Raw genomic sequence first — 25,122 nt, forward strand, 5'->3', positions numbered from 1 at the left:
CAATAGGAAGGATGAAGTACATCACCTATTGTTCAAGGAAAATAAAGCAATCCTTCCGAACAAAAAGCCAGTCAATACACGACAATATAGTGTTAGATAGCTAACTAATTTTGACTAAACTTTCCGTTATGCTCAGGTTACATTTTCGGGGCTTCCATACCAAAATTAGCCCATTCTTCTTTTGACGGGCCATAAATACCTGGAACGGTTAAGCCTGCTTGTCGCATAAGAACCGTCATTTGTCCTCGATGGTGGTTTTGATGCAGAAGCAAAAACATCAAAAGAGACCCATTTGGCATTTTTTGACCTAAAAAGTCTATACGTTCTTCTAAGGTATTATCGATCCATTGAGTTTTTAATGCCCGAACAAATGCATCACTTGCTTGATGATAGCTGTCTGCTATAAATTGAGCCGAAGCAGGAACAGGCCAATCTTCAGCTGGGGCTTCAAACGTTAAATTTGTATTTGAGGCAATTATGTGAATGGCAGCTACGGTATGCCAAGCAATACGTCCTAAAGTCCAATTCTGCGAAGTGATTTCCTGTTTAAGTGACTCATCCGTTAGATTATTTAGTAGTCTCTGTGTTGCCCCGGCTTCGTACTCCCAAGATTTTAAAAAATTGTCTAACGTTTGGAACATAACAAACCTCCCTATGCGTTTTTATATAATAATTTCGCTAAATTTTTGGATTTTCCCCCCAATTATCTATGAAAACACGAGTAACTATACGGACATGTTAGTTCAACTAAACTCCCGTTACTTTAACAAACAACAAAAGAGCCGTGACGAAGCAGGCTCCTTAACTATCGAACCCGTAGCACAATAAGCCGCTCTTACGCCTCTTTTTTTGAATTGTCAATAATCATGGTCAATACCCAATAAAATTACGGTAATTTTTTAATCATGTTATACCACATCTCTCCAGCATGTTCAGAACTAGAGAGGCCATTGTTTAGGTATCCATGCTTTTCATAATAACGAATTAAGTTTTCTTTACATGTAAGTGTTATGCTTTCACGATTTTTCATCCTTGCTTCTGATTCCAGATGCCTCAGTAACTTTGATGCTATGCCGTGTTTTTGAAACTGTGGGTGGACCGCTAATCCTAAGATGCTTTGATACCCACCTGTTGAAGGATTTTTCTTTATATTACTAAACAAATCATCATTTATAAATGCTGTTTCTATGACTGGTCCATTGATTAAACCCACGATTTCACCGTTTTCTTCAGCAACATAAAAACTATCTGGGATTATCCGAATCCGTTTTTCAAATGCCTCTCTAGTTGCAGCCTCTTCTTTCGAAAAACAAAGATGTTCAATTGATACAAGTTGAGACAAATCTTCTATTTTTACATTTCTTATTTTTATCACTTGTACCACCCTTTTTTTTTTGGCATCATACCGGCAGGATTATAACAATAATTATATCATCGAATTTATGAAGGTTGTCCAATGCAAAGTGGAAAAGTGAACATTGAATGTTTCTTGTAATTTAAGAACTTATGATTTCTGCACACCTATACGCAGGGGAGCGTGAACGGAATTACCTGGGTGCTGAATCCGGTTTCCTCCTTCCACTACAGCCTGACGACAGTGACGTTTTTTATTTTTAGGAGGCCATGACGATCGTGGCAACCAGCTGTGTCACGAGAGCTGCCAAGATCATGGAAATACTAGAGACAGTTCCTGAGATCGGACTCAATTCAAATGCCTTCGAGGTGCCTGCTCCATGCGCACTCGTCCCGAGCAATACCCCCCGAGCGATATCGTCGGAAATCCGCAGATACGAAATGATATAAGGGCCGATGATCGAGCCGAGCAGTCCCGTGATCAGAACAAGTACGGCTGTAATCGAGGGAACGCCGCCGATCATTTCAGATACATTCATGGCAATAGGTGTAGTGATCGAGCGTGGCAGCAAGCTGTACAATACTTGACTGTCCACGTGCAGCAATAGCGCCAGCAGAGCCGATGAAACCACAGCTACAGCCGAGCCTGACACGACGCTGATCATGATTTGCGCTGCGTGTTTCTTCAATAAAGGATAATATTTGTACAATGGAACGGCAAAGGCAATCGTAGCAGGCTGCAGCATATAAGCTAGCCATTTTCCGCCAGCATTGTACGTGTTATAGGAAGTATGAGTGCAAAGCAGCAAAACAATCAAAAGAATCGGTGTAAGAAGCAACGGTGAAAACAGCAAGGTCGCTTTGTAACGATAAAGCCGCTTGGCGATGATATAGATGATGATGGTAAATAAGAACCCCAAGATTCCGGGAATCATGAACGGGTATGCTCCTTTCGTTTGGAGATGCTCTGGGCTACCAGTCCACTGCAAGCCATGACAAAGGCTGTGCCAATCGCAATCACGAGAAAGATTTGGATGCCCTCATGCAGCATCAGGCTTTGATACGAAATAATGCCGACAGACGGCGGGATGAAAAAAAGTAACAGCTCGGCGAGTAACCAGCTTGCTCCAGTTTCAATCCATTCCAGGCGAAGCACCTTTGTCTGAAGCAAGAAAAACACGATGAACATCCCTAAAATACTCCCGGGAAAATTCCAGCCAAGGATGGCAACGAGCTCATTCATCACGATAGAAATAAGGATGAAAAATCCAACTTGCCCCAAGAGTTTGATCCATTTTTTCATGTTGTTCTCTCCCTTTGTGAAAAGTGTACACCACCTCTTTTCATAGGTAAAATGCATATATAGAATCATTGGCATTCATCATATCTATACGTGATTCGGAGGGATGTCTGATGGATATCCGGCATTTGCAGTATTTTTTAGAGGTAGCCCGCCACAGCAGCTTTACCAAGGCCGCAGAGTCACTCTATATCACCCAGCCGACAATCAGTAAAATGGTGCGCAACCTGGAAGAGGAGCTAGGGGTCGAGCTGTTTGAACGACTAGGCAAACGAGTGGTGATGACGGATGCAGGCTGGGTGTTATTCTCGCAGGCGGAAGTCATGGTGAAATCATTCGAGAGCATGACGGTCCACATCAATGAGCTGATGGAATTAAAGAAAGGCAGGATTCGGATCGGATTACCGCCTATGGTAGGGGCCAATTTTTTTCCGCGGGTCATCGGGCAGTTTTGTGAGCAGTACCCAGGGATTGTGCTGGAGCTGTTGGAAGCAGGGTCAAAAAAGGTAGAGGCGGATGTGGCATCGGGGATGCTGGACAGCGGGGTTGTGTTATTGCCTGTAGATGAGGACTTGTTTGAATCATTTTCGTTTGTAAATGAAAACATCAAAGTAGTGGTGCATCCAACCCATGCATTGGCATCGAGGCAGGAAGTGTCTCTGGCTGAGCTCGCAGGAGAGCGATTTTTGGTATTTCACGAGGATTTTGCTTTGCATAAGAGAATCATTGACGAATGTGTCCGTGTTGGATTTCATCCCAATGTCGTCTACAAAAGCTCGCAGTGGGACTTTCTGAGTGAGATGGTAGCGGCCAACATCGGGATTACCTTGTTGCCACAAACCGTCTGCAGCGAGCTGGACCCCAAGCGTTTCCATGTCATGTCGCTGGTGAACCCGCAGATTAAGTGGCATTTGGCGATGATCTGGAGGAAGAATGCCTATCTCTCTTATGCCACGCGGGAATGGATTCGTTTTACTCAAGGCATGCTTCCTTAGGGCATGAACAGACAGAAGGATAACTAAAAATATGGTCTGGAGAGCACCCCGTAGGAAACATCGGAAAAGCCGATGACGCGAACGGGGTGCATTTTGTTCAGGAGAAGGGAAAACGTCTGAACTATCAAAATAAAAGAATGGAAATAATGTACAGAAAATTCATTTACTTATAATTGTATTTATGGTAAAAATAGGTTGTACCAAAAAATAGGAGGTAATAGATGTGAAAAAAATTGCACTAGGACTTACTAGCCTTGCTTTAGTTTTCAGCATTACCACAAGCGCTTTTGCTGCCACTACTTATTACGAATCAGAGCCAAACAATTCTATAGCTAAGGCTGATCCTTTCAGCCTCACTACGGGGGAAACTCTTCTGAGAGGTGTATTGGAGCCGATTGAAATCGAAGAAAATTGGGATTATTTCACAGTAACTCCCGATAAAACATATCAGGCCACGATCAAGTTCAATAATCCTTCTTCTCTGCCTAGTAAATTCCATTTCAAAATCCGAAATTCTTCGGGTCAAATCATTTCTAGAACTAGCACGAGCACAGAATCACTCTCTTTCTCATTTCAAAGGGGAATATCGTATTATATTGTGATCGACGGTAACGCTACCGATGACTATGTACCATACACGTTGAGTATTACGATTCCTTAATACGGTCACACAATTATTGAGATAATAGCTTCAAAGTAAAATAGGAAACCCCCTAGAGATGTGTTCAATAAATCTCTAGGGGGTATTTACACTTAAAGAGTATTTTCATCCATGCTGAAATCAACTTTATCAAGCGGCACCAGCTTGCTCTTTTTCGTGTATTTATAAACGAGCCAGACGATCAAGAAGAGTGGCAGGCCAATGTACGAGACCATCAATCCATTCCAGTCGATGCCGTCTCCGGTAAAAGCAGAGTAATTTTGTCCAAGAATAACGATACAGCAAATGATAAAAGCGAAAATCGGTCCAAACGGGAACCACTTTGCCCGATATGGCAGCTCTCGCAGGTCGCGTCCTTGCGCGAGGAAAGCTTTGCGGAAGCGGTAATGGCTAATAGCGATACCAAGCCAAGCGATGAAGCCTGACATCCCAGATGCGTTTAACAGCCAGATGTAAACCTCTCCTTCTCCAAACAAAGAGGACAAAAAGGCAAGCGCCCCGATCAGAGCGGTCAGGATCAAAGAGTTGATCGGTACACCGTTACGTGTGACTTTGGCAAACCATTTTGGAGCTTTTCCTTCCTTTGCCAGTACCCAGAGCATACGGGTGGAAGCGTACATTCCAGAGTTGCCTGCTGATAGAACAGAGGTGAGAATGACAGCATTCATCACCGATGCAGCAAAGGCAAATCCAGCTTTTTCAAAAACGATGGTAAATGGACTGATGGCAATGTCTGTAATGTCGCCGCTGATTAAGTTTGGATTGTCGTACGGAACCAGCAGGCCAATGATGAGAATCGCGAAAATATAAAAGAGCAAAATGCGCCAAAAAATTTGGCGAATCGCCGTTGGAATATTTTTAGTGGGGTTTTCACTTTCGCCGGCAGCTACACCAACGAGCTCAGTTCCTTGGAAGGAGAACCCTGCAATCATAAAGACACCCAAGAGTGCCATGAAACCGCCGTTAAATGGTGCGTCGCCTTTGGTAAAGTTCTGGAAACCTACCGATTCTTTGCCCATGATCCCAAAAATCATCAGAACACCAATGATGATAAAGACGATAACTGTCACGACTTTAATCAAAGCAAACCAATATTCCGATTCTCCATAGCTTTTGACAGATAAGAGATTAAGACTAAACATAAGGACGAGGAATAAAGCACTCCACATGATCGAGGGAGTATTTGGGAACCAGTATTTCATAATAAGGGCAGCCGCTGACAGCTCGACGGCAATGGTAATCGCCCAGTTGTACCAGTAATTCCAGCCAAGGGCAAAGCCCAGGGAAGGATCGACGAATCTGGTTGCATAAGTAGAGAACGAACCGGAGACAGGCATGAATGCTGCCATTTCTCCCAAGCTGGTCATCAGGAAGTAAACCATGATACTAATGGCGATATAGGCGACCAAGGCTCCACCGGGTCCGGCAGAGTGAATGGAGCCGCCACTCGCAAGGAACAATCCCGTACCGATCGAACCGCCAATGGCGATCATGGTCAGATGACGGGCTTTTAGACCTCGTTGCAATTGATTTTGTGACATACCTTTCTTGCACGACCTTTCTCAAAATGGTTTAACGGAAGGAAGGTCGGAAACGAAAAAACCGCCTATAGCCAAAAAGAGGCATAGAAGCGGTATCATCAAATCCCCACCAAGCCTTCACTGAAGATAGCACACCACATTTGCCGGCAAGCAAACGTGACAGTTCTGCCCCTTTCGGGTACAGCCCCAGCCCACGCGTACAGAGATACGCTATGAACTTCGGCGGATTTTCCTTTTCCAGTAGTCATTGATTTCTTCTGAATCTCGTACAGGAGCATATAAAAGCCGCGACCTCTATCCTCACCGTGAAAGATGAGGATAACATGTATGAAATTGATTTATTTATAAACTATATAGGATTGTGCGACATTAAGCAATGGTGAATATAGTCAGTCCCTTTTTAGCTGCCGCTTACCGCTTCTTGTTGATAAAATTCATGCAAAACCAGATTCTCCATTGTATTTTCGATTGCATCGGCTCGTTTCTCGAGTATACCCTGTTTGAAAGTAAACATGGTAGCCAGATCTTTTGGAAGGGTACGGGTCTGTACGGGAATGGTATCCGTCATTTGGGCCAGTGGTTTGTGTCCCGCAAGATGAAATCCCCAATCTCCAAAGGAGGGAACGAGACAGTGGTACGATTGCGTATCCAATCCTGCACTGTTTAATGTGAGCCCAATACTCCAATAAACCGTTGGCGCAACTTCCGGTGAAAAGGATTGGCAAACCAAGACACCGTCACCGGACAGATTTTGCGCAAGGCTTTGAAAGAACTCTTTGGTGTAGAGCGTACAAATCACTTCATCGGCTGGGTCAGGAAAATCCACGATGATGATTTGGTAGGGAGCATGCTGCGCGTCTAAATACTGGACAGCGTCCTGGGGATGAATATGCACACGCGGATCGTGGAGCGAAGCCCCATTCAAAGAGACGACTTCGGGCACGAGCTTGGCAACATCCAACACCATCGAATCCAGATCGACGAGATCAATATGCTTCACATCCGCGTACTTCAGAACTTCCCGAACGGCCAGTCCGTCACCGCCACCGACGATGAGCACTCGTTCATGGGAAGGAGCAAAAGCGAAAGCAGGATGGACAAGTGCTTCGTGATAAACTCTTTCATCTATTGAACTGAACTGCAACTGCCCATCCAGGTACATGCGTATATCTGTAGCCTGTATCAGTTCGATCTGCTGATATTGGCTGGTTCCTTTGAACAGCATGTTATGTTTGCCAGACAGCATTTCATTACGCTCTATCTGGTCATAGATGTCACCCCGGTTTGAAGCTGAATCCATTTCAAGCGCTACGCTGGAAAGAGAGTACTCTTCGGTGCTGTCTGAATCGCTTGACGATTCAATCTCGGAAAGCATAGCCCAGATGGCAGGGTCACCGTCGTCGTTACTGATGGAGCGATCCAGCCCGTATATAATCGCTCTTTCTGATGAAAGTCCACGTAAAAGTGTTTCTATTTCCGTAGCTGGATCATCGTCGCCACAAGTAAACAAATCAAAGGCGACATAGGAATACTCAGGCCACGTGTGAATCGAAAGATGCGATGTGGAGAGAAGAACAATTCCGGTTACTCCTTGAGGTTCAAAACGATGGAAGTTGGTTGCTAGAATCTGCATGCCAAGAGATGAGACAATTTGACTGAGCAGCTTCTCCAAATGAACGAGATCATCTAATAAAAGAGGATCACAATCGTAGGCATCTACTACTATATGGCGCCCTTTTACTTCTTTCAATGTACATCCCCAACCCATTTGCTCAAAGCGAACAACTCCTTTATCCTTGTGTACAATTAGGATACGGTTATGACTCGATAAAGGTTTGTACGATTGACACAGGAGAGCAAGAAATAGGTTGTACTTCGCCGCCAATAGCTACAGTAGTACAAAGACAGTAATGGTTTACAGAAAAGAGCGTCTTTCGGGCCACGAGCCTTGCAGCTTGCGAATTTGCACGATTTGTCCTGTGTGAAAAGCATCATGTAGGACAATGCTCATCACGCTTTGTCCTAAAGGGGTGGAGGGCAGCGGCTGGTCGAAGGCTTCTTCGCTAAGTAGGGTCAGCTTTTCGTGAATCTGCCGGTGGACATTTTTCATCCGGTCGACCGTGGCTTGCCATGCGTTCTCATCTTCAGGACCACCAGAGGGCGTAAAAGTGTCATCGTTGGACTCAGCGGAAAGAGGAAAATCAGTACCCAGTAAACGATGCAAAAGCCGTTCCTTGAAGTATAAAAGATGACTGACATTTTCCCAGATCGTGTTCGCTGCCAAGCCATCGGGACGCCAGCTGGCCTGTGCTGCAGTAAGGCCAGCGAGGGCATCCTTCAATGGCGGATACCAATCTTCCTTGTCATAGGTGCATTCCCATTCATGCAATAACAATTCCATCCGATTCATGTCCATCCTCCTCGTCTGTGAAACAGTTTAGGGAAACAGTATAATGACTCTAAGAATAAGGTTTGTAACTATCCAAAATGATTTTGGTGGTTACAATAAAACAATACCATATACTGGGTATAGAAAACAAGAGGGACTAATGCGTTTCGTTCAGATTGGGGGATCACACAGTGGAATGGCTGTGCATTGATTTTTTAAATAGTGATTGGCGCGATTGGCGTGGATCGGGAAGACGGGAAAACCGGCTGGAAAAACAGGAATGGCTAGAATCATTTTTACAGAAATGGGGATTGACTGCGCCTGTTCCCGCGGCTGAGGAAGTCGGCACGTCCCTGTTGCAGCTTCGGGAACAGATGCGGAGCATGGTGGAAGCGGTAGTCCAAGGAGAAGCTGTAAAAGCAGAAAACCTGGATACGTTGAACAGGGCGTTGGCTCTTGCCCCTGTGCATATGAAAGTAAGCAAGGGAGAAGGAGCGGACTACAGGCTAGATCAAGTGAGCTCAGTAGAGGGGTGGCCATATGTCATGGCGCGGATCGCAAGCTCTTTTGCCGAGCTTTTGACGAGTCAGGATGTGCAAAGGATCAAACTTTGCGACAATGACGATTGCAAATGGGTCTTTTTTGATGAGAGCCGTAACCGGGTACGCCGTTGGTGCGATGACAAAATGTGCGGCAATCTGATGAAAGTACGCCGATTCCGCGAGCGGCAAAAAGAAAAAGGGTGAAGCGCAAAGGCGTTTCGCCCTTTTATTGCTTGAAGATCCAAGAGCAGTGTCATACAAAAAATGGATTTCATGCAAAAGACGCACATGCAAAAGAAAATATAGACATAATAAGAAGCAGATAGAAGGGAACGGGATGGTGGTGACAGATGAGTCGATATCGGAAGCGATGGTTTCAGGCGCTTGTCTTGGTTGTACTGCTTGCAGCTTGTACAGCGATATGGTACCTGCGTCCGTATCAGCCTGATCAGGCGGCAGTTGTAGCCATGCAGGGAGGTGAAGGGATCACCGTCATAGATACGGGAGACTGGATTGCCTTTGAAGGGGGGGAAACACACGATCCGGGCGTGATTTTTTATCCTGGATCTCTGGTGAAACCGGAAAGCTACGCTCCACTCGCCAGATCCTTGGCGGGTTCTGGCTATCGCGTTTTCATCGCTCGGATGCCGCTTAATTTGGCAGTAAGTGACATGGAACGGGCCAATCAGGTATTAAAGGCATATCCCAAGCAGCCTTTTGTGATCGGAGGGCATTCCCTTGGAGGAGCTATGGCAGCTCGGTACGCATCTGATCATACGGACCGGATTCGCGGCGTGTATTTGCTGGGGGCTTATCCGGATAAACCAGGACGCTTGAAAGAAGCAGGAATTCCTGTCCTTTCGCTTTTAGGATCGCGTGATGGCGTGGTCAATCGGGAGAAATTCGAGGCGGGAAAAAAGTATTTGCCTGACGATACGAAATACATGTCCATTGAAGGAGGCAATCACGCCCAATTCGGCAGTTATGGCCAACAGAGCGGAGATCAGCCAGCTGCCATTACCCCGCAGGAGCAGTGGCAGCAGACAGCAGCGGCCCTAAAAGATTGGATAGCCAAGGAAGTCATGCGTTAAGATCAGAGAGGATGCCACTGACCACTCCGACAATACGGATGTTCTCAGAGGGAAGGACGAGCGGATCGTCCGTTTCCCGGGTCGTGGTAAACAAACATTCAACCGGATTGACTTCGGTTGCAATACGTACAAGGAATTGTCCTTCCTGTCTAATCAGAACAGGTCTGTCCTTGATCGGCTCCATGGAAAAGGTGGAAATCAGCAAGGTGTTTCCAGGCAAGATTCCGAGTCCGCTCAATCCCGCATCTCGCATAATAAGGGCGAAATTGGCTGCATGATAGCTGGCAACCTGAATGGAAGGATACAGCGACAGCTCCTCGTCATTCTCCAATGCCAGGTCAAAAAAGCGAGTGCTGTACGCATCTCCCGCAACGAAGACGTGCTTCATTTTACCTACATCCTCCCTTTCAATTACGGCAATAGACTGCCGAGTGATTCACCAAAACAATGGAATGCCTTTTGCGTGCAGGCGAGCGAGAACGCGATCAAACCGTCTTTGAGCCAAAGAGAGCGGGACCCGAAAGCGCCGGGCAAGAAGAGCCGGGGCGTCAAAGCGGGAGCAATCAGCAAGAAGCGGACGCATCATGAAAAAGGGCAGCAATAGATGCTCAGCAAAGTGGTTGGCTTGCGACTCTTGCCAATCAATCATCCATTCGGTGCTTTGCGGCTGCACGCCTTCGTGCAAAAGCAAATGTCCCAGCTCATGTGCGATTTTGACTCGTTTAGCAGCAGGGTCCAGTCGATTATCGATAGCGATTACATAGCGGTTTTTTAGAAAAGGATGCGCGTGAGCCCTGCTACGGCCCCTGATTTCCTGTACCTCGATGCCATATGTTTCGCAAAGGAGATGCAAGTTAATTTGTTCGGGCTGCTCCATGCCCAGATGACGAAGCAGCATGTACACCCGACTTTCCAGCCATGTTTGCGGCTCACAGACTTCTTGCAAGATGGGTCCAAGCATCAGATTGTTCGACCTCCCATAATATCCGGAACGTACGTTCTGTTTTGTGTTGAAAAGAAAACCCCGAAAATGGGGTTATTTTTTTTTCATTTCCTCGGTTATGTCGAACAAAGAAGGCGGACGTGTTTCTCGCACCTGACGCACTTTCATTTGCTTTTTCAAGTCGTACCAGTAGCGGCGAATCTCTTTTTTTTCCTCTTCGGTCGCCTCCAGATAGCCATCCAAAAAATAATAGTCATCCGGGTCATCGATTTTCTCCTGCAAGAGCTCGTCCAAAGAACGCTGCTCCTTTGCAATGGATGCCGATGCAGCATAAGACGTTACTTCATTTGTGCGACCCAGTAGCCAGTCCGTCGTGACTTCTAGTATATCTGCCAACTGCCGCAGCATATCGTTAGGCGGCGTACTGTGATTATTTTCGTAGTTGCTGATCGTCCCTTTCGTCGTGCAGACATGCTCTGCCAACTCTTCCTGGGTCAGACCTTTTGCCTTACGAGCTATGCGCAAGCGCTGGGATAGCATGAGCGAGCCAGTCCTTCCATAGAGGATGTACAACATTATTGTACTAGAGGAGAGCGGAAAAGAAAAGAATGTATAAGTATTTTATTATTTTCGATTGACTTACAAGAATATTGTACATTATGATGTTTGTACAAAAACAGGAACATTTGTTCTTGTTTGATTCAGAAAAAAAGGAGGGAATACCATTACCCAGGAAATGCTGCGAGCAAAAAGAGAGGAGGACACGCCAACAGTGAAGTGACGGAAAGAATCAATGATCAGCATGATCGCAAAATGAAAAGGAAAGTGGTGAAACGAAAATGAGAAACAAAAGCTTTGTTTTTGCGCTGCTTTTGATCGTACTTGCCGTCGTCTCATATCCTGCGGGAATGACGACGGCGGCTCAAGGTGCAGTGGATGAAATTGCGCAAATCGACCAGGAAATCAAGGGACTTCAGCAAACACTCGACTTTTTCCAGAGCGTTGCAGCGAGAAAAGGGGAGGACGAGCTGGCGGGTCAAATCGAGCAGCATGCCTTCGCGTTTTTTCAGAGAGCCAAGCAGCTTCACGAGGTTCCTCCGGTTCCGCAAAACCAGGAGCGAAAGAAGCAGCAGTTGGCCGTAGACAAGAAGCTCGGGGCACAAAAAGAGAGCTTGAAACAATTGCAGATGCAGTATGAGCAGCTGACAGCTTCCTATTGGGAGCAGCTTCTTCCCGAGCTGGCTATACATTCCCAGGGACCGAGCAGAAAAGCAGCCGCCGCCATGCAAGCTGCTGACCCCGTATTCGATCCATTTGAGCCGAATGACACTTTGGCGACGAGCTATCCCGTCACCAGTGGAAATATTTACAATTCCAAGATTTCCTCGAGTACAGATATGGACCACTATCACTTCAACTCGGGAGCACTCACCGGGACACTCGACGTTACGCTGTATGTCCCTGCATCAGTGGATTATGACCTGGTTGTCAGGGAAAGCGAGAACAAGCTGGTAGATTTTAGCATTACCGAAGAGCTCGGTGGAATCGAAACCGTCAGTTTTCAGGTCAAGCCGAATACGACTTATTACATCACGGTTTACAGTATGAAGCAGCATTTCAGCACGACAGAGACCTACGCATTACGATTCGGCAAGGTAGCGACGGTCCTAACAGTGGCTGCACCGATTGATATCAGCCTGCCCGCCGGTGAAGTTCCTGCCTACCGTTTTACAGCTCCAGAGACGGGAACGTACCGATTTTACACCGGGCCTTACGGTGGATTTGGTGCACTGAACGATACGATTCTGTATCTGTTTGAAAATGAGGAAATGACAAAACTGCTTGGCTACAATGACGAAGCGACGGACGGCTCGCTTTTTTCCGAAATCAAGATTCCCATGACACAAGGCGTCACTTATTTTGTCTTTGTCTCTCACTACGAAAAGGAGAAGGGCGTACATGCCAGGCTGACGGCCGCTTTGGATACAAAAGCAGCGGTGTCCTCCCCTGTGATCCATGAAGCGGCAGCAAACGATGGCAGCATCACCGAGCAGCAGGTCGTCACTTTGAGCAGCGGTGTGCTTGCAGCGGACGTGGCGGCAAGTGTGGCAGTCAGCCATTTGCCAGCTGGACTCCAGCCAATCATAACGCGAAGTAGCGATCAGCAAATCACGATTCGATTCGGTGGAAAAGCATTGGAGCACGAGAAGAAGCATAGTGTGCAAAACGTAAAGATTACGATTCCGAAAGCGAAAATTTCCGGGGCAGATGCAGATCTTGTGACCAGTCCATTTGCCATTGATTTTACGGATACAGAGCCCCTGCTCGCGGGGACACCGCAAGATATCCATCTGGCAGCGGGAATGAAAAAAATCCTGAAGTTGACGGCCCCTTCCACGGGAAGCTTTGAAATTTTCACGGGCTACTATGGGGGAAATCCCGCAGAGGGGACAAGCAATACATGGCTGGGGGTGTATGAGGATTACGCCCAGACTAGGCTCCTCGCATCCAACGATGACGGAGACCAGCCGCCCTTTTCCAAGGTGAGCCTTTCTCTGCAAAGCGGTCAGGATTATTACGTTGTCTTGACTTCTGCAAGCAGCAGCACAGTGCATGCACGTCTTACAGTCCGATACCTCGGTGTGGAATACGTGTATAACGCGAAAGGACAGCTTATCCAAATGAAGCAAGGCGGAAATATTTTGACTGAATTCACCTACGATGGCAACGGAAATCTCATCAAAAAACAGGTTCGTAAGTAAAAAAGAGGAGGGAAATCCATGCGACTCAAACGTTGGACCCATAGCACCCTGAGCATGGTGCTGATCGGTGCGCTGCTTCTGCCCACTGTCGTTTATGCGGAGCCGGGAAGTACCATGTCGTCACGGACATCCAGTGATGTAACAGCTACAGGCTCTACGACTAAACAATGGCTCGCCGCCTACCAGAATGCGATCCAGGCGAAAGCTTTGCAATCAAATAAACTGCCAGACGAAACGACATCTTACACCAGGGAGCAGATCATGCAGATGGACTGGGATTCGGTCAAGCCCGAAGCCGTGTGGCAGCTGTACCAGACCGCAGACCCTGAGCTGATCAAAATCGCTGCCTATTTTTATCCATCCTTTGACCGGTTTTTGTCTCATAACGAACAGGTCGAGAAAAATCAGTGGAATGACGATGAAATCCTGAAGCGGATGAAAGGGCTGACAGCGACGAAAAAAGAGCAGTTGAAGGCAAGTCTGCCACAGCTCGAGCCGTTTTTCGCCTCCGCAGCCAACAAGGCGCCGACTGAACAAAGAAGCCAGCCGCTCGATGCTTCGGCGCAAGCAACCATTCCCGATGCGATGTACGATCCCGAAGGCTTGACGTACCAGTATAAGCGCACGAATACGGATAATCCCGTGGACGAGCTGTACAAGACGGCCAATGTCAAAGAGGTTGATCTTCATTTGGCGGGTAAGCATGGGCTGGATTTTATCTTGGAGCGAAGCTACTCGTCGTTGGAAGCGATGAACGAGAAGATCTATTATGATTCTAACGAGGTAAACAGGACAGTGCCTGCGGGTGAAACGCTTTCCTTTTTGCCAAGAGGATGGAAATTCAATTTTCCGCAATTTGAAGAAATTGATAAATCGAATATAGGGTGTTCCTATAGCGAATATGGTGACTCTTATAGGTGCCAGCGTGAAGTAGAAGGCAAGCGATACATCTTTACTCTGGAAGATGGAACTGTATTGGAATCTTCTTCAAAATTAGGAAAATGGGTGAATACTCCGTATCAAGGTCCTGATATGAGTAAATATCATGAGTCTTACGGGGAATTTGGAGAGAACCACTTAGTTACCCTGCAAAAAGATGGGATAACGTATGATTTTGGCAGGGATTCCAACGCAATGGTGGTCAAGAAAACCAATACCTACGGAGACTCGATCTTCTATCGGATTCCGGATCAGTCTACTGATCGTATTGAAATTACAGACAGCGTCGGCCGCCTGATTGTCATAGAGGGAGGAGGAGACACCCAGAGTCATCTGAAAGTCTATCAAGACACTAGCAAAAGGACATTGCTGAGGCATATAGAGTATGATTGGGGCTTAGATGCGGACAAGCATCGAGTATGGGAGCGTAACGTTTCCGGAACAGATAAAAAGCTCGTGGCAGAGTATACCTATTACAACTCACAATTATATGGAACGGCAGAATTTAATTTGCAACCCAAATACCTCATCCCTGCCTCTAACGGTGTGATCGATTTTGACGATAACGGGTTGGAATCGACGGTGTATACAAACCAGGACAAAACCAAGAAGAGGACGATGACATACAGACTCTTGAGACAGGTCGACTATCCTGTGGAAGGCTTGTCCATGACGTATTCCTACAGCTTGTATCAGCCTTCTGCTCCGGGATTTTTGGAGCGGGGAGTAGTTCGTCTCTACTTCGACAAGGAAGCGCTGACGTACAGAAGTTATCATCCGGTAACAGCAGTCAATTTCCGCTTTGCAAAGACTCCTCATCCAGATCAACCAGCGACGGAGTGGTACTCGTACACCAAGTATTATCCGCAGACAAACAAGGAAATCTGGAAGTCGCCGAAAGCTTTATCTGTACGTTTGACGAACCAGCCGGTGACCAGAGATGGCTCCAGAATGGTGACCAGAGCCGAGCACGAAGGACTGCCGGGCACGGAGAAAACCTTTTTTGTAAACGCGGACAGAAACGTTTTGCTTCAATCCGAGAAAACTTATGTGGGAAGCGGAGCAGATACGGATACGATCCAGGGCGAGCTTTCGCTTACAGAAGACGGGAAAACGTACCGCTACTCCCCTACCACGTTTATGAGCTTCCTGTACTATGACAGAGAGACCAAGCCGACGTATGTGTACTCCTTTATGGGACGCCCCAGCTCGATGAATGCGGACGCAGACGTGTACCAATTTTTGCTGGCACCGACAACAGAGCGGTTGTCCAAGGTAAAAGCGCGTTTAAGCCGTTATGCGCAAATCAGCGAGTACGGCTACAATGTCTACGGGGATGTAACGAAAGAGATTGATCCCAAGGGCAATGTGACCACCAGAGCGTATGTCTTTCCGAGCGTGCTCTATACGCTGCGTGTGCCGTCCTTCGTGAAGAAAACAGCAGCCAGCAATCCGGACCATTATCACGAGGAAACGTATACGTACGGAAGCAACAATTTGCTGGCAACAGAAAAAATCGTGGATTCCTATCCAGATGGCAAAACGACGAAGGTAGAGCAGGTAAATCGGACCTATACGTACCAAACCAAGCTTTTGAAGTCGATCACGGAAACGAGCACGGCGCCTGATGCCAAGACGATCACGCAAAATATCGACTCCTATGATTATTTCAACCTGTTCCCGCGAGAGATCACCATGCAGGTGGAGACCGCAACGGGTCAAAATGAACAGCTGTACCACTACTTTCACTACGACGGGCTGGACCGCCTGATCTTCCGTATGTACCCGGATGAAATCTATGTCCGGTACGAATACGATATGCTTGGACGCCGAACAAAGGAATTGCTGACCAACAAGGATCAAACGAGAACGACGACGTTTGCCTACGACGATGCGACCCGCAAAGTCACCATGACCTTGCCGGATGGCACGAAGGAATTTTCCCAATTCACGCCATTTGGCGAGGTCGAATACAAAGGGCAGGTCGGGACAGATGGAACGATTCGTCCGCTTTTATACAATACGTATTCGCTGGACGGAAACCATCTGTTGTCCAGTGCACCATTTGCGCGAAACGAACGGGCGACAACTTACGTCTACAATGCAGATGGAACGGTTTGGAAAAAACAGGATCCCATCGGCACCACCGTCTACCTGGCAGCCAATACCCTGAGCGACGCCGCAAATTACGCTCCGGCCATGACGCGATTGATCATGGTGCCGAATGGTTTGCAAACCATCCAGTACCACGACCGCCAAGGCCAACTGGAGAAGGAAGTAAGCCGCACGGGGGATGGTACCCAGAGCAGAACGACACAGCTTGTTCGCAACGACTTCGACCAGGTGATGCACAAGACGGAGAAAGATCAGACGGGCAAGAGCCGGGCATGGGAATACCGGTATAACAACAACGGCAATCTCGTCCATTTGCTCGATCCCGAACAGAACAAGTATCAGTACGAATACGATTCTCTCGGAAATCTGGTAACGGTCAACGAAAACGGCGTATTAACGACCCAAAATCACTACAATGCGCTGTCCTGGAAAATCAGTGAAAAGGACGTTCCGTCGGGAGCGATCGAGTCGTATCGCTACAATCTGAACGGTACCCCGGATACCTTTACGGACAAGGCAGGCAATCGCCACACCTATGCGTATACGCCGTTTTACGAGCTCTCCAGCCTGACGACGAAAAACGCGGCCGGTGCGGTGACGAACAAGGAAACCAAGGAATACGTCCCGAACACCTCGTTGATCCAAAAGGAAACCAACAGCAACGGACCTGACCTCAGCCCAACGGCCAGCACCCATCGCGAAGTCTCGTTCACCTATGATCCATTTTTGCGCTTGAAAAGCCAGACCGTTTTTGGCCGCGTCTATCAGATCGGGTACACAGATCGAGATGACTTCATGGATTCCCTCACGTATCCAGATAACACGGCGGTGAGCTATCAGTACGACGCTGCCGGGCGTTTAGTGGAAGTAAACAGTCCGCTGACCAGCAAAGTAGAATACAGCTATCAGGTGGACAGCACAGGCGAAAGCTACCTAGCGAAATACCCGAACGGACGGATCAACAAGCGAAAAGCCGACTCGTTTGGCCAAGTCGCCACCATCGTCCACGAAAAGAATCAAACCCCAATCTGGAGCGAATTGAACCAGTATTCCTTTGGGAATGTGGTATCCATCCAGCGCAATGGCACGGCGTATCAGTATGAATACGACAAAATTGATCGACTGACCAAGGAAGTCATTCCAGGGACGACGAATCAGTATTCCTATGACAGCCGCGGAAACCGCTCGGCCTTTACGGGTACTTTGCCGACAGACACAGGAAGCTCCACCTACACCTTTGACGAGCGAAACCGTCTGCGCAGCGTCTTGAACGAAACAACAGGAGACACCTCCACGTATACGTATTATGGAGACGGCCTGCGCGCGACCAAGACCGAGAATAGTGCACAGACAAAATACGTCTACTTGAGCGGCAAGGTCATCGAGGAGCTGGACAGCACGAACGCTGTCAAGGCGCGAAACATCTGGGGCAATGAGCTCCTGCTTCGCAAAGACATGCCAGCAGACAAAAGCGGGTATTACCACTACAACAGCCACGGCGATGTCGTCGCGATCTCGGACGGCAATGGCCAGGAACTGAACAGCTATGAATACGACACCTGGGGCAACGTCATCGCAAAGACGGAGGGGATGTCCAACCCGTACCAGTACAGCGGTGAGATGCACGATGAGAAGACCGGGTTCTACTATTTGCGGGCACGGTATTATGATCCGAAGGTAGGGCGGTTTATTTCGGAGGATACGTATAAGGGTGCGGTGGATAATCCGCTGTCGTTGAATCGGTATACGTATGTGGCTAATAACCCCCTTAAATTTGTTGATCCTAGTGGACATATTAATGTTATTCATTCTGATGGAAATGGTAAGACAAGTTTCTTGTTAAATCCTTGGGTAAAAGGTTTTTCTTTGGGAATATCAGAAAGTATTTATAAGGTTCAATATACACAACCATACTCTTTAGAGAATTTGGCAGCAAATGTTGAACTGTTTGTATCAATAATTCCAGCCATTAAAACGGAGGAACAGGCAGGGAAGTTAATTTCTTCTGGTACGAAATCATTAATCACTTCGGGTAATAAAGCAGAGGATGTCTCGAAGGATTTAACAACCTTATTTAGAGCTGTTGGACCAGAAGAGTTTTATGATGTAATAAAAACAGGAAAGTTTAGCGTAACTCCTCAAGGATTACAAGCGAAACAGTTTGGTCTAAGTTTTGATGAAACTCTGAAATTTGCAGATAAGTACTCTGATATTGGTGCTATCATCGAGGTTAAAATTCCAACAGAACAACTAAATAAGCTAGCTGACTTTACACAGGTTGATAAATTTATCTTTAAAAGTGGGACAGTGACAATTCACGTTGATAAATTGGATGATTTTAATAAAATGATTCAAGAAATATCTCATAAATTTTAGTAAGGTGGGGATGAAATGCTAATTTTGAAAGCAGAAGTTTATTTTGATAACCCTAATGATAATCAAGAGGGATTACCCAATGATTTAAGTACTAAAAACATCATTAGACCTTCACTAAATTTTGGGAATGACGTTCTATTCTCGGGGACTATACTAGCGGATGAAAATATTGAATCAATCATTAGAGGACAATATTATACTGTAACTATTGAAATGCCAAGTATAGGGAATGAAGAACTTGAATGTATCCGGGGTTATTTAAGAGTAGGTAGCCCATTTAAGATACAAAGCGCCTCAAAAAAGATCGGTAAGGGCAAAATTTTAGATTACTTATATGGATAATTTTTTAATTCATATTAATAATCCTGAAATTAATTTGATATGAAGTCTGCTGTTACCCCAAACGAGAAGTCTACCCTCGTCTGAGACCACTGCAAAACGGTTACAGTTTCTGTAAAAACAAACCCAGTACCGCGTAGGTACTGGGTTTGTTTTATACTGGAAAAAAAAGCAACGAGAGGAGATGAAACTGTGCTAAACCACGCTAAGCAAATGTGAGCTTCCTTTCACGCTGAACTATATAATTTCATTCCACAGGAAGGCTTTAAAATTGTTTCAAATATTAAATGTAATTTTTTTGAAAATAAAGATATGTTTAGTAAATACTTACTTTCTTCCGATTGGTTATTAACATACATTTATGAGGAGCAGAGTTTAATTTTCTAATATAAGTATTTGGAGAATATAAAATGAAAATGACAATTGATTTTTTGGAACTACTAACTACAGGAGTCGTAGGAAACTTTCAAGGAGGAGAATCAAAAGAAGAAGTAGTGAATCTTATCGGCGAACCCGAAATTTATACACCCGAAAGAAAATCGTACCCCTCATATGTTATCTATGGAGATTTAGAATTTCGACTTCGTAAAAACAGAGTTGAGACCATAGTAATTACTTTCAATGATGAAACGTTGAAGATCCCTAGTAGTATTAATATGGAAAATTTCCCGAAAAGGAACCTCCTTAAATTTGGATTTGTTAAGGGGTTATTAACAGAGAAAGGTGTATCGTGGGAACCCGATATATTAATGTCTGACCAATATCAAGTGAACTATATTTCGGAAAAAGGTGTTCACTTTGCGTTTGAATTAGAAAAATCCGAAGTCTTATCTAAGATAGGAATCGTTTATAAATCTATTTCTATAAACTAGCCTTTCGAAGCCCAAAATTCTCGTGTGAAAGGTAGTCTGTGTATAATTGCAACTATAAAAAGTAATAGTGCATTAGAAACAAATGATTGTGTAAATCTTCAAAGATGTATCATGAATACCACACAATATGTGTATAGAGGAAATACACTACAATAAATTTAGCGTAAACAAGTACATGAGGTATTACGTTCATAAGAGTAAGAGGGTGAAAGTATATTGAACTATTTTACTGAGAATTTTTATACAGTAATCGGCTTCCTATTCGGATTATATATGATTTATTCAGGAATAGATGGTTTAATTACCGGAGAAATATATATCGGGGGAAGGGGAACATCTTCTGGTGCTACATTTACTCGTCCAGAATCGACATACGCATCTTTATCCTTTATTATATTCGGGTGTTTATCAACGTATTGGTTTGTTATGAGTATTCTGAATCATAGAAAAAAATAACCTATTAAAAAACGATGAAATTGTGTAAGTTAATAACTTATCACTTAAAACAAGAAGTATAGATATGAGATTAGGACAAGTATTAGATTTTATAGATGAACTGCAAATGATTAAAAGTAAAAAGCCTTTCGAAGAGAAAAAAGCAAACTTTTTTTCCACTGTTAATTTGTCATTCGGAATTATATCAAAACCAGTTCATTGCGGAAAAGCATTTTGGCGAGAACTGGGAGACAAATGAGTTCATCATTTAACCACTATCTCATTTACACTATACAAATTAGATTTGACTACAGAAAGGGTGAACAAAAATTAAAAAAGTACTCGATGTCACTGGTAAGCTATTTGATCTAGTAGATTTTACGGAAGCGACTTTATTCTTCCGCGGTCATCGACAACTACCAGAGTCAATAGCTATCGAAGCATGGGGACTTTCATTTATCGAGACACAAAACACCAAAGATTACTATGTATCTGGAATTGCTACTATCAACTTCGAAGGTGTGACTTCCGGTCTATTAGAGGTTTCGTTATATCAACCAAACGGAAAAGACTTTATTAAGATCGACCATGAGAATTGTTTAAAGTTAACAAAAAGCTGGGGGAAGCCTCTAGATTTTGAAGAATATCATTATCATCTTGGCGGAGTACTAGACTGGCCTAAAGGTTATTGTCAATTAGGGATTCATGCAACTGGAAAAGTGACGGTGTCATTTGATACAGATGATTGTGTACTTACACGTGACTATGTATTGAATCCAGAAAAATATACGTATATGGATGAATAGAGTCTAACAGTAAGACTCCAAACGGACAATTTAAGTCTAGTTTGGGATTCTTATTTTCATAACTTTACACTTTGATTACGCTTAACGAGGTTGCATTGGAGGAATAACATGAAAGTAGTAAACCCACATTTTTTGGATGAATTTTTAGTTCCAATTACAGGGCTGGCTGATGACAACGAGGCCATTGAACACTACAAAGATGTAGAATTACGGACAGAGGCACAATATAAAGCAGTCATTAGAGAAACACTTGTCGAACATTTTCATACCTTTGAGGAAGTGGTAAAGAAAAAAGCAAAATTAGCACTTAGCTACTATTTAACGAAACCTGCTGTTGATTTTGTAGGTGTATTTGAATCGCTACTTCCACCATTTGACCTCCCGCCTAATGCAAGAGATTTCTTTGTATGGCTTTGGGAAGAATTGTTTATTGGTGAAAGTTATGAGCTACCAGATGTAGATTCTTACAAAGTTGTTGCTGATATGTATGAGCCACTTCGTTCAACTAAAAATCAGTAAAAACAAAGTAATGCCCCGGATGAGTACTCAAAACTCATCTGGGGTTCTTTTTGCTCCATATATAATTATATAACAAAAGCCTACTAACTCGAGTTTCTCAGCCTAGCCAATTCCAAAGTGCAAAACCGTAACCTTTCACGAAGGTTTGACGTCATACTGTCAGGCGTTCCTGAAGTTAATTCTATCTTTGCATGGGATTCTCCAAAACCCCACTTATACTTTTTATATCTAATCTTGGATTTTCTGGAAGGAAAAATAAAAATAGTGTCGAATCTTCTCTACCTATTGTTTTTCTAGCCTATCTACCAATAGAATGCTAAGAGACTCATGAAAGCTTCTCAGTCTACTTTCATGAGTTTTTCCATGTTCGTTAGGCAAATAGTTGAATTGCCGACACCAGGAGGAAATTACTTTGGTCTTCAGTTCCATCAGTTTTTTGTTTTTCTTTTTGCCGCTTGTCTTTGCCTTCTATTTTGCGGTTCCGTTTCGATATAAAAATGCGGTTCTGCTCATCTTCAGCTTACTCTTCTACGCCTGGGGGGAGCCGAGGTACATCGTTCTCATGATCGTATCCATTATCATGAACTATGGCTTCGGGATATGGATCGATCGGGCGGATGAACATCCAAAAAAGAAAAAGACAGCCTTAACGCTCGCGATTATTGCCAATATCGGGCTTCTAGGCTTTTTCAAGTATGCGAATTTCTTTGTAGATGTAGTGAATCAGGCGCTGCAAACGAATATTCATGTGACATCTGTGCCGCTGCCGCTCGGTATTTCTTTTTATACGTTCCACGCACTTAGCTATCTAATCGATGTCTACCGGAAAGTAGAAAAAGCACAACGCAATCTGTTCAATTTGTCGCTCTATATCACGTTTTTCCCGCAGCTGGTAGCAGGTCCGATTATTCGCTACAACTCAATTGCCGAGCAGCTCAGCAAACGCGTATTTTCATCCATCCAATTCGCAGAGGGAATCAAGCGATTTATATTGGGTCTGGCAAAAAAGGTGCTCTTGGCCAACCCTCTGGGCTACGTAGCAGACACTGTGTTCGCTACGTCGACGGTGGACATTTCAACCGGAGCTGCCTGGATTGGGATTATTGCCTATACATTGCAGATTTATTATGATTTTTCGGGCTACAGCGATATGGCGATTGGGCTCGCCAAAATGTTTGGCTTTGAGTTCGCGGAGAATTTCAACTATCCGTATATTTCCAAAAGTGTCTCCGAGTTTTGGCGGCGCTGGCACATCTCGCTTGGCAGCTGGTTCCGGGACTATGTTTATTTTCCGCTCGGCGGTAGTAAGGTGGCGCCATGGAAAATTTATCGGAACTTAATGATTGTGTGGGCACTGACAGGGTTCTGGCACGGAGCCAGCTGGACGTTTATTGCCTGGGGTGTCTACTACGGTGTCTTGATCGCTCTGGAAAAAGCCGGTCTGGAAAAGCTGCTGTACAGGATTTATCCGTTAAACCACGTTGTCGTGCTGCTTTTCGTTATGATCGGGTGGGTGTTCTTCCGTGCCGACAACTTTGGGTATGCAGCGGATTACATCGGGGCCATGTTCCATACAAGAGGCAACGAGCTGTTCGATTCCCAGGCGCTCGCGCTGTTATCGATGAACTGGATTCAGTTTGCCATCGCGATCATCGTTGCCGCACCTGTATTTCCCAAGCTGCAAAAATGGCAGTGGGCAAAGCCATTCGCAGGCGCACAAACAGCTTTTGCCCTAGTGTTCCACTGCTTCCTTTTTGCAGAAGTCATCTTGTATTTGATTAATTCAACGTATAACCCATTCTTGTATTTCCGATTCTAGTTCAGCCAGAGGAGTAGCGTAATGAGTAAATCGGCTTCAATTGCTTATATGGTCGCTTTTTTAACGATTATTTTTGGGTTCTCCATTGCCAGTGGCTTTTCACCGCATAAAGAAGTTTCTGCGATTGAAAACAGAAAGCTGAGGGGGCTCCCTGATGTCAGCTTGGAGGCTGTTACCACGCCTCGTTTTTTCGAAGACATGAATCAGTATTTTAATGACCAGGTCGTGTTACGGAATGAAATGGTTAGTGTTTATCAGAAGCAGCAAAATTCCAAGCTGTTTAACGCCATGCTGTTTGAGAACATGCTTCGCGACCCTGCACAGCACAAGCTAGAGGATGGCACAGTCGTAACAGATTCACGCGTCGTGTCCAATCTGGTTCTGATCAATAGCAAGTGGATTTTGCCAGTTCCCGATAAGGTCGTTCATACAAGCGAAATAGACGCAGCAACGGCAAAACTAAATGACGCAGTAGCATTTGCCGAAGCACAAAAAACAGAAGCGTTTTTCGTCTTTAATCCGTCCCGAACGATATCCCTAATGCATTTGTATCCACCCTATTTGCAAACGGATGCTTATGTCAGATCGAGAGACTATTTCCTGTCCAAGCTGGGCAAACATGTAAACGTTGTGGATCTCAGGAGCAAGTGGGACTCCTTTACGAACGCGCAGCTGGAAGAGCTGTATTTGGAAACGGACCACCATTGGAATATCAAGGGCGCGTTTCTGGCTTATCAAGAGATGATTTGCGAGCTCTCAAAAAGGTCGACGAATTTTAAAGGGGAACCAATGTCCCTCAATGATATTGATGTGTCTACATTTGAAAAGGGCAGCTTCGATGGCAGCTATAACAGGCAGAGCAACTTCGCAGTCGATACACAAATAGCTGATCGAACGATGATTTATGAACCGAAAGTGCCGTTCGCTTTTCAAAAATTCGAAGTGATCAATGGGGATGGAACTCAAACGATTCGAGACTTTAACGATTTCTATGGCTACAAAAAAGGGCAGAATCCGGTTACGTATGGCACCTTCTTTGGCGGGGACAGACGAAAAATCATCTATGAGAACCCGAAAGCTGGCAATCAACTGAATGTCCTGCTGCTGAAGGATTCATTCATGAACCCGATTACGCCGTATTTGGCGCAGAATTTCAACAAGCTTACGGTTTACGACAATCGTTATTATCCTGAATTCAGCTTGAAAAACATCTTGTCCAGCGAGCATTATGACATCCTGATCATTGCCCTGCATGATGATAATCTTTACAGTCAAAATTATGTTTTTGAAAAAAAGGAAACCAAGTAGGAATTAAAGCTCAGTTA

General features: G+C 45.1%; 22 protein-coding genes and 1 riboswitch. Of the genes, 12 read left to right on the forward strand and 10 right to left on the reverse strand.

What is annotated here, in order from left to right; translation table 11 throughout:
* Nucleotides 1-137 precede the first annotated feature (137 nt).
* The 4 genes from ACIFQN_RS23550 to ACIFQN_RS23565 all read right to left on the reverse strand — a co-directional run bounded on the left by ACIFQN_RS23550 (nucleotide 138) and on the right by ACIFQN_RS23565 (nucleotide 2,656).
* A complete protein-coding gene (locus ACIFQN_RS23550; RefSeq protein ID WP_429835473.1) occupies nucleotides 138-641 on the reverse strand; it encodes a DinB family protein in 504 nt (167 codons plus the stop codon).
* 245 nt (nucleotides 642-886) lie between these two features.
* Entirely contained in the window at nucleotides 887-1,375 is a 489-nt protein-coding gene (locus ACIFQN_RS23555) for a GNAT family N-acetyltransferase (RefSeq protein WP_429835474.1), read from the reverse strand.
* A 238-nt stretch (nucleotides 1,376-1,613) separates the two neighbouring features.
* Nucleotides 1,614-2,288: an LrgB family protein gene (locus ACIFQN_RS23560; RefSeq protein WP_429835475.1), complete on the reverse strand. Its 675-nt coding sequence runs from the start codon at nucleotides 2,286-2,288 to the stop codon at nucleotides 1,614-1,616.
* The gene (locus tag ACIFQN_RS23565; RefSeq protein WP_429835476.1) at nucleotides 2,285-2,656 is read right to left on the reverse strand and encodes a CidA/LrgA family holin-like protein; all 372 of its coding nucleotides are present in this window, start codon (nucleotides 2,654-2,656) and stop codon (nucleotides 2,285-2,287) included. Before ACIFQN_RS23565 ends, ACIFQN_RS23560 begins: the two co-directional genes overlap by 4 nt.
* A 110-nt stretch (nucleotides 2,657-2,766) precedes the next feature.
* Between ACIFQN_RS23565 and cidR the strand changes: the two genes are divergently transcribed.
* On the forward strand, nucleotides 2,767-3,648 hold the full coding sequence (gene cidR, locus ACIFQN_RS23570; RefSeq protein ID WP_429835477.1) for a cidABC operon transcriptional activator CidR: 882 nt from the start codon (nucleotides 2,767-2,769) through the stop codon (nucleotides 3,646-3,648).
* A 223-nt stretch (nucleotides 3,649-3,871) separates the two neighbouring features.
* The gene (locus ACIFQN_RS23575; RefSeq protein ID WP_429835478.1) at nucleotides 3,872-4,309 is read left to right on the forward strand and encodes a hypothetical protein; all 438 of its coding nucleotides are present in this window, start codon (nucleotides 3,872-3,874) and stop codon (nucleotides 4,307-4,309) included.
* A 92-nt stretch (nucleotides 4,310-4,401) separates the two neighbouring features.
* On the opposite strand, the gene ACIFQN_RS23580 is transcribed toward ACIFQN_RS23575, so the two are convergent.
* From ACIFQN_RS23580 to ACIFQN_RS23590, 3 genes are all read right to left on the reverse strand, one after another.
* Nucleotides 4,402-5,850 (reverse strand): amino acid permease, encoded by a 1,449-nt coding sequence (locus tag ACIFQN_RS23580; protein WP_429835479.1) that lies wholly within the window; start codon nucleotides 5,848-5,850, stop codon nucleotides 4,402-4,404.
* A gap of 119 nt (nucleotides 5,851-5,969) precedes the next feature.
* A riboswitch (Lysine riboswitch) is annotated at nucleotides 5,970-6,155 on the reverse strand.
* 95 nt (nucleotides 6,156-6,250) lie between these two features.
* Entirely contained in the window at nucleotides 6,251-7,600 is a 1,350-nt protein-coding gene (gene speD / locus ACIFQN_RS23585) for an adenosylmethionine decarboxylase (protein WP_429835480.1), read from the reverse strand.
* Between the two features lie 165 nt (nucleotides 7,601-7,765).
* Nucleotides 7,766-8,260, reverse strand: a complete 495-nt coding sequence (locus ACIFQN_RS23590; protein WP_429835481.1) for a DinB family protein — start codon at nucleotides 8,258-8,260, stop codon at nucleotides 7,766-7,768.
* Between the two features lie 170 nt (nucleotides 8,261-8,430).
* Between ACIFQN_RS23590 and ACIFQN_RS23595 the strand changes: the two genes are divergently transcribed.
* Both ACIFQN_RS23595 and ACIFQN_RS23600 read left to right on the forward strand, forming a co-directional pair.
* Nucleotides 8,431-8,985, forward strand: coding sequence for a CGNR zinc finger domain-containing protein (locus tag ACIFQN_RS23595; RefSeq protein ID WP_429835482.1), 555 nt, complete (start codon nucleotides 8,431-8,433; stop codon nucleotides 8,983-8,985).
* A 146-nt stretch (nucleotides 8,986-9,131) separates the two neighbouring features.
* Nucleotides 9,132-9,872 (forward strand): alpha/beta fold hydrolase, encoded by a 741-nt coding sequence (locus tag ACIFQN_RS23600; RefSeq protein WP_429835483.1) that lies wholly within the window; start codon nucleotides 9,132-9,134, stop codon nucleotides 9,870-9,872.
* On the opposite strand, the gene ACIFQN_RS23605 is transcribed toward ACIFQN_RS23600, so the two are convergent.
* The 3 genes from ACIFQN_RS23605 to ACIFQN_RS23615 all read right to left on the reverse strand — a co-directional run bounded on the left by ACIFQN_RS23605 (nucleotide 9,862) and on the right by ACIFQN_RS23615 (nucleotide 11,355).
* Nucleotides 9,862-10,260, reverse strand: coding sequence for a hypothetical protein (locus ACIFQN_RS23605; protein ID WP_429835484.1), 399 nt, complete (start codon nucleotides 10,258-10,260; stop codon nucleotides 9,862-9,864). The genes ACIFQN_RS23600 and ACIFQN_RS23605 overlap by 11 nt on opposite strands.
* A gap of 48 nt (nucleotides 10,261-10,308) precedes the next feature.
* A complete protein-coding gene (locus ACIFQN_RS23610; RefSeq protein WP_429835485.1) occupies nucleotides 10,309-10,833 on the reverse strand; it encodes an ImmA/IrrE family metallo-endopeptidase in 525 nt (174 codons plus the stop codon).
* Between the two features lie 75 nt (nucleotides 10,834-10,908).
* On the reverse strand, nucleotides 10,909-11,355 hold the full coding sequence (locus ACIFQN_RS23615) for a helix-turn-helix domain-containing protein (protein WP_429835486.1): 447 nt from the start codon (nucleotides 11,353-11,355) through the stop codon (nucleotides 10,909-10,911).
* Nucleotides 11,356-11,654: 299 nt separating this feature from the next.
* On the opposite strand from ACIFQN_RS23615, the gene ACIFQN_RS23620 reads away from it, so the two are divergent.
* The 8 genes from ACIFQN_RS23620 to ACIFQN_RS23655 all read left to right on the forward strand — a co-directional run bounded on the left by ACIFQN_RS23620 (nucleotide 11,655) and on the right by ACIFQN_RS23655 (nucleotide 25,105).
* Nucleotides 11,655-13,577: a hypothetical protein gene (locus tag ACIFQN_RS23620; protein WP_429835487.1), complete on the forward strand. Its 1,923-nt coding sequence runs from the start codon at nucleotides 11,655-11,657 to the stop codon at nucleotides 13,575-13,577.
* An 18-nt stretch (nucleotides 13,578-13,595) separates the two neighbouring features.
* Entirely contained in the window at nucleotides 13,596-19,007 is a 5,412-nt protein-coding gene (locus ACIFQN_RS23625) for an RHS repeat domain-containing protein (RefSeq protein WP_429835488.1), read from the forward strand.
* Between the two features lie 15 nt (nucleotides 19,008-19,022).
* Entirely contained in the window at nucleotides 19,023-19,349 is a 327-nt protein-coding gene (locus ACIFQN_RS23630; protein ID WP_429835489.1) for a hypothetical protein, read from the forward strand.
* A 407-nt stretch (nucleotides 19,350-19,756) separates the two neighbouring features.
* Complete coding sequence (locus tag ACIFQN_RS23635) at nucleotides 19,757-20,218, forward strand: hypothetical protein (RefSeq protein WP_429835490.1); 462 nt, start codon at nucleotides 19,757-19,759, stop codon at nucleotides 20,216-20,218.
* Between the two features lie 520 nt (nucleotides 20,219-20,738).
* Nucleotides 20,739-20,912, forward strand: a complete 174-nt coding sequence (locus ACIFQN_RS23640) for a hypothetical protein (RefSeq protein ID WP_429835491.1) — start codon at nucleotides 20,739-20,741, stop codon at nucleotides 20,910-20,912.
* Nucleotides 20,913-21,567: 655 nt separating this feature from the next.
* A complete protein-coding gene (locus ACIFQN_RS23645) occupies nucleotides 21,568-21,978 on the forward strand; it encodes a hypothetical protein (protein ID WP_429835492.1) in 411 nt (136 codons plus the stop codon).
* A gap of 412 nt (nucleotides 21,979-22,390) precedes the next feature.
* Nucleotides 22,391-23,797: an MBOAT family O-acyltransferase gene (locus tag ACIFQN_RS23650; RefSeq protein ID WP_429835493.1), complete on the forward strand. Its 1,407-nt coding sequence runs from the start codon at nucleotides 22,391-22,393 to the stop codon at nucleotides 23,795-23,797.
* A gap of 21 nt (nucleotides 23,798-23,818) precedes the next feature.
* Entirely contained in the window at nucleotides 23,819-25,105 is a 1,287-nt protein-coding gene (locus ACIFQN_RS23655; RefSeq protein WP_429835494.1) for a DHHW family protein, read from the forward strand.
* Nucleotides 25,106-25,122: the final 17 nt, after the last annotated feature.

It is taken from the genome of Brevibacillus sp. NRS-1366 (assembly GCF_050467985.1).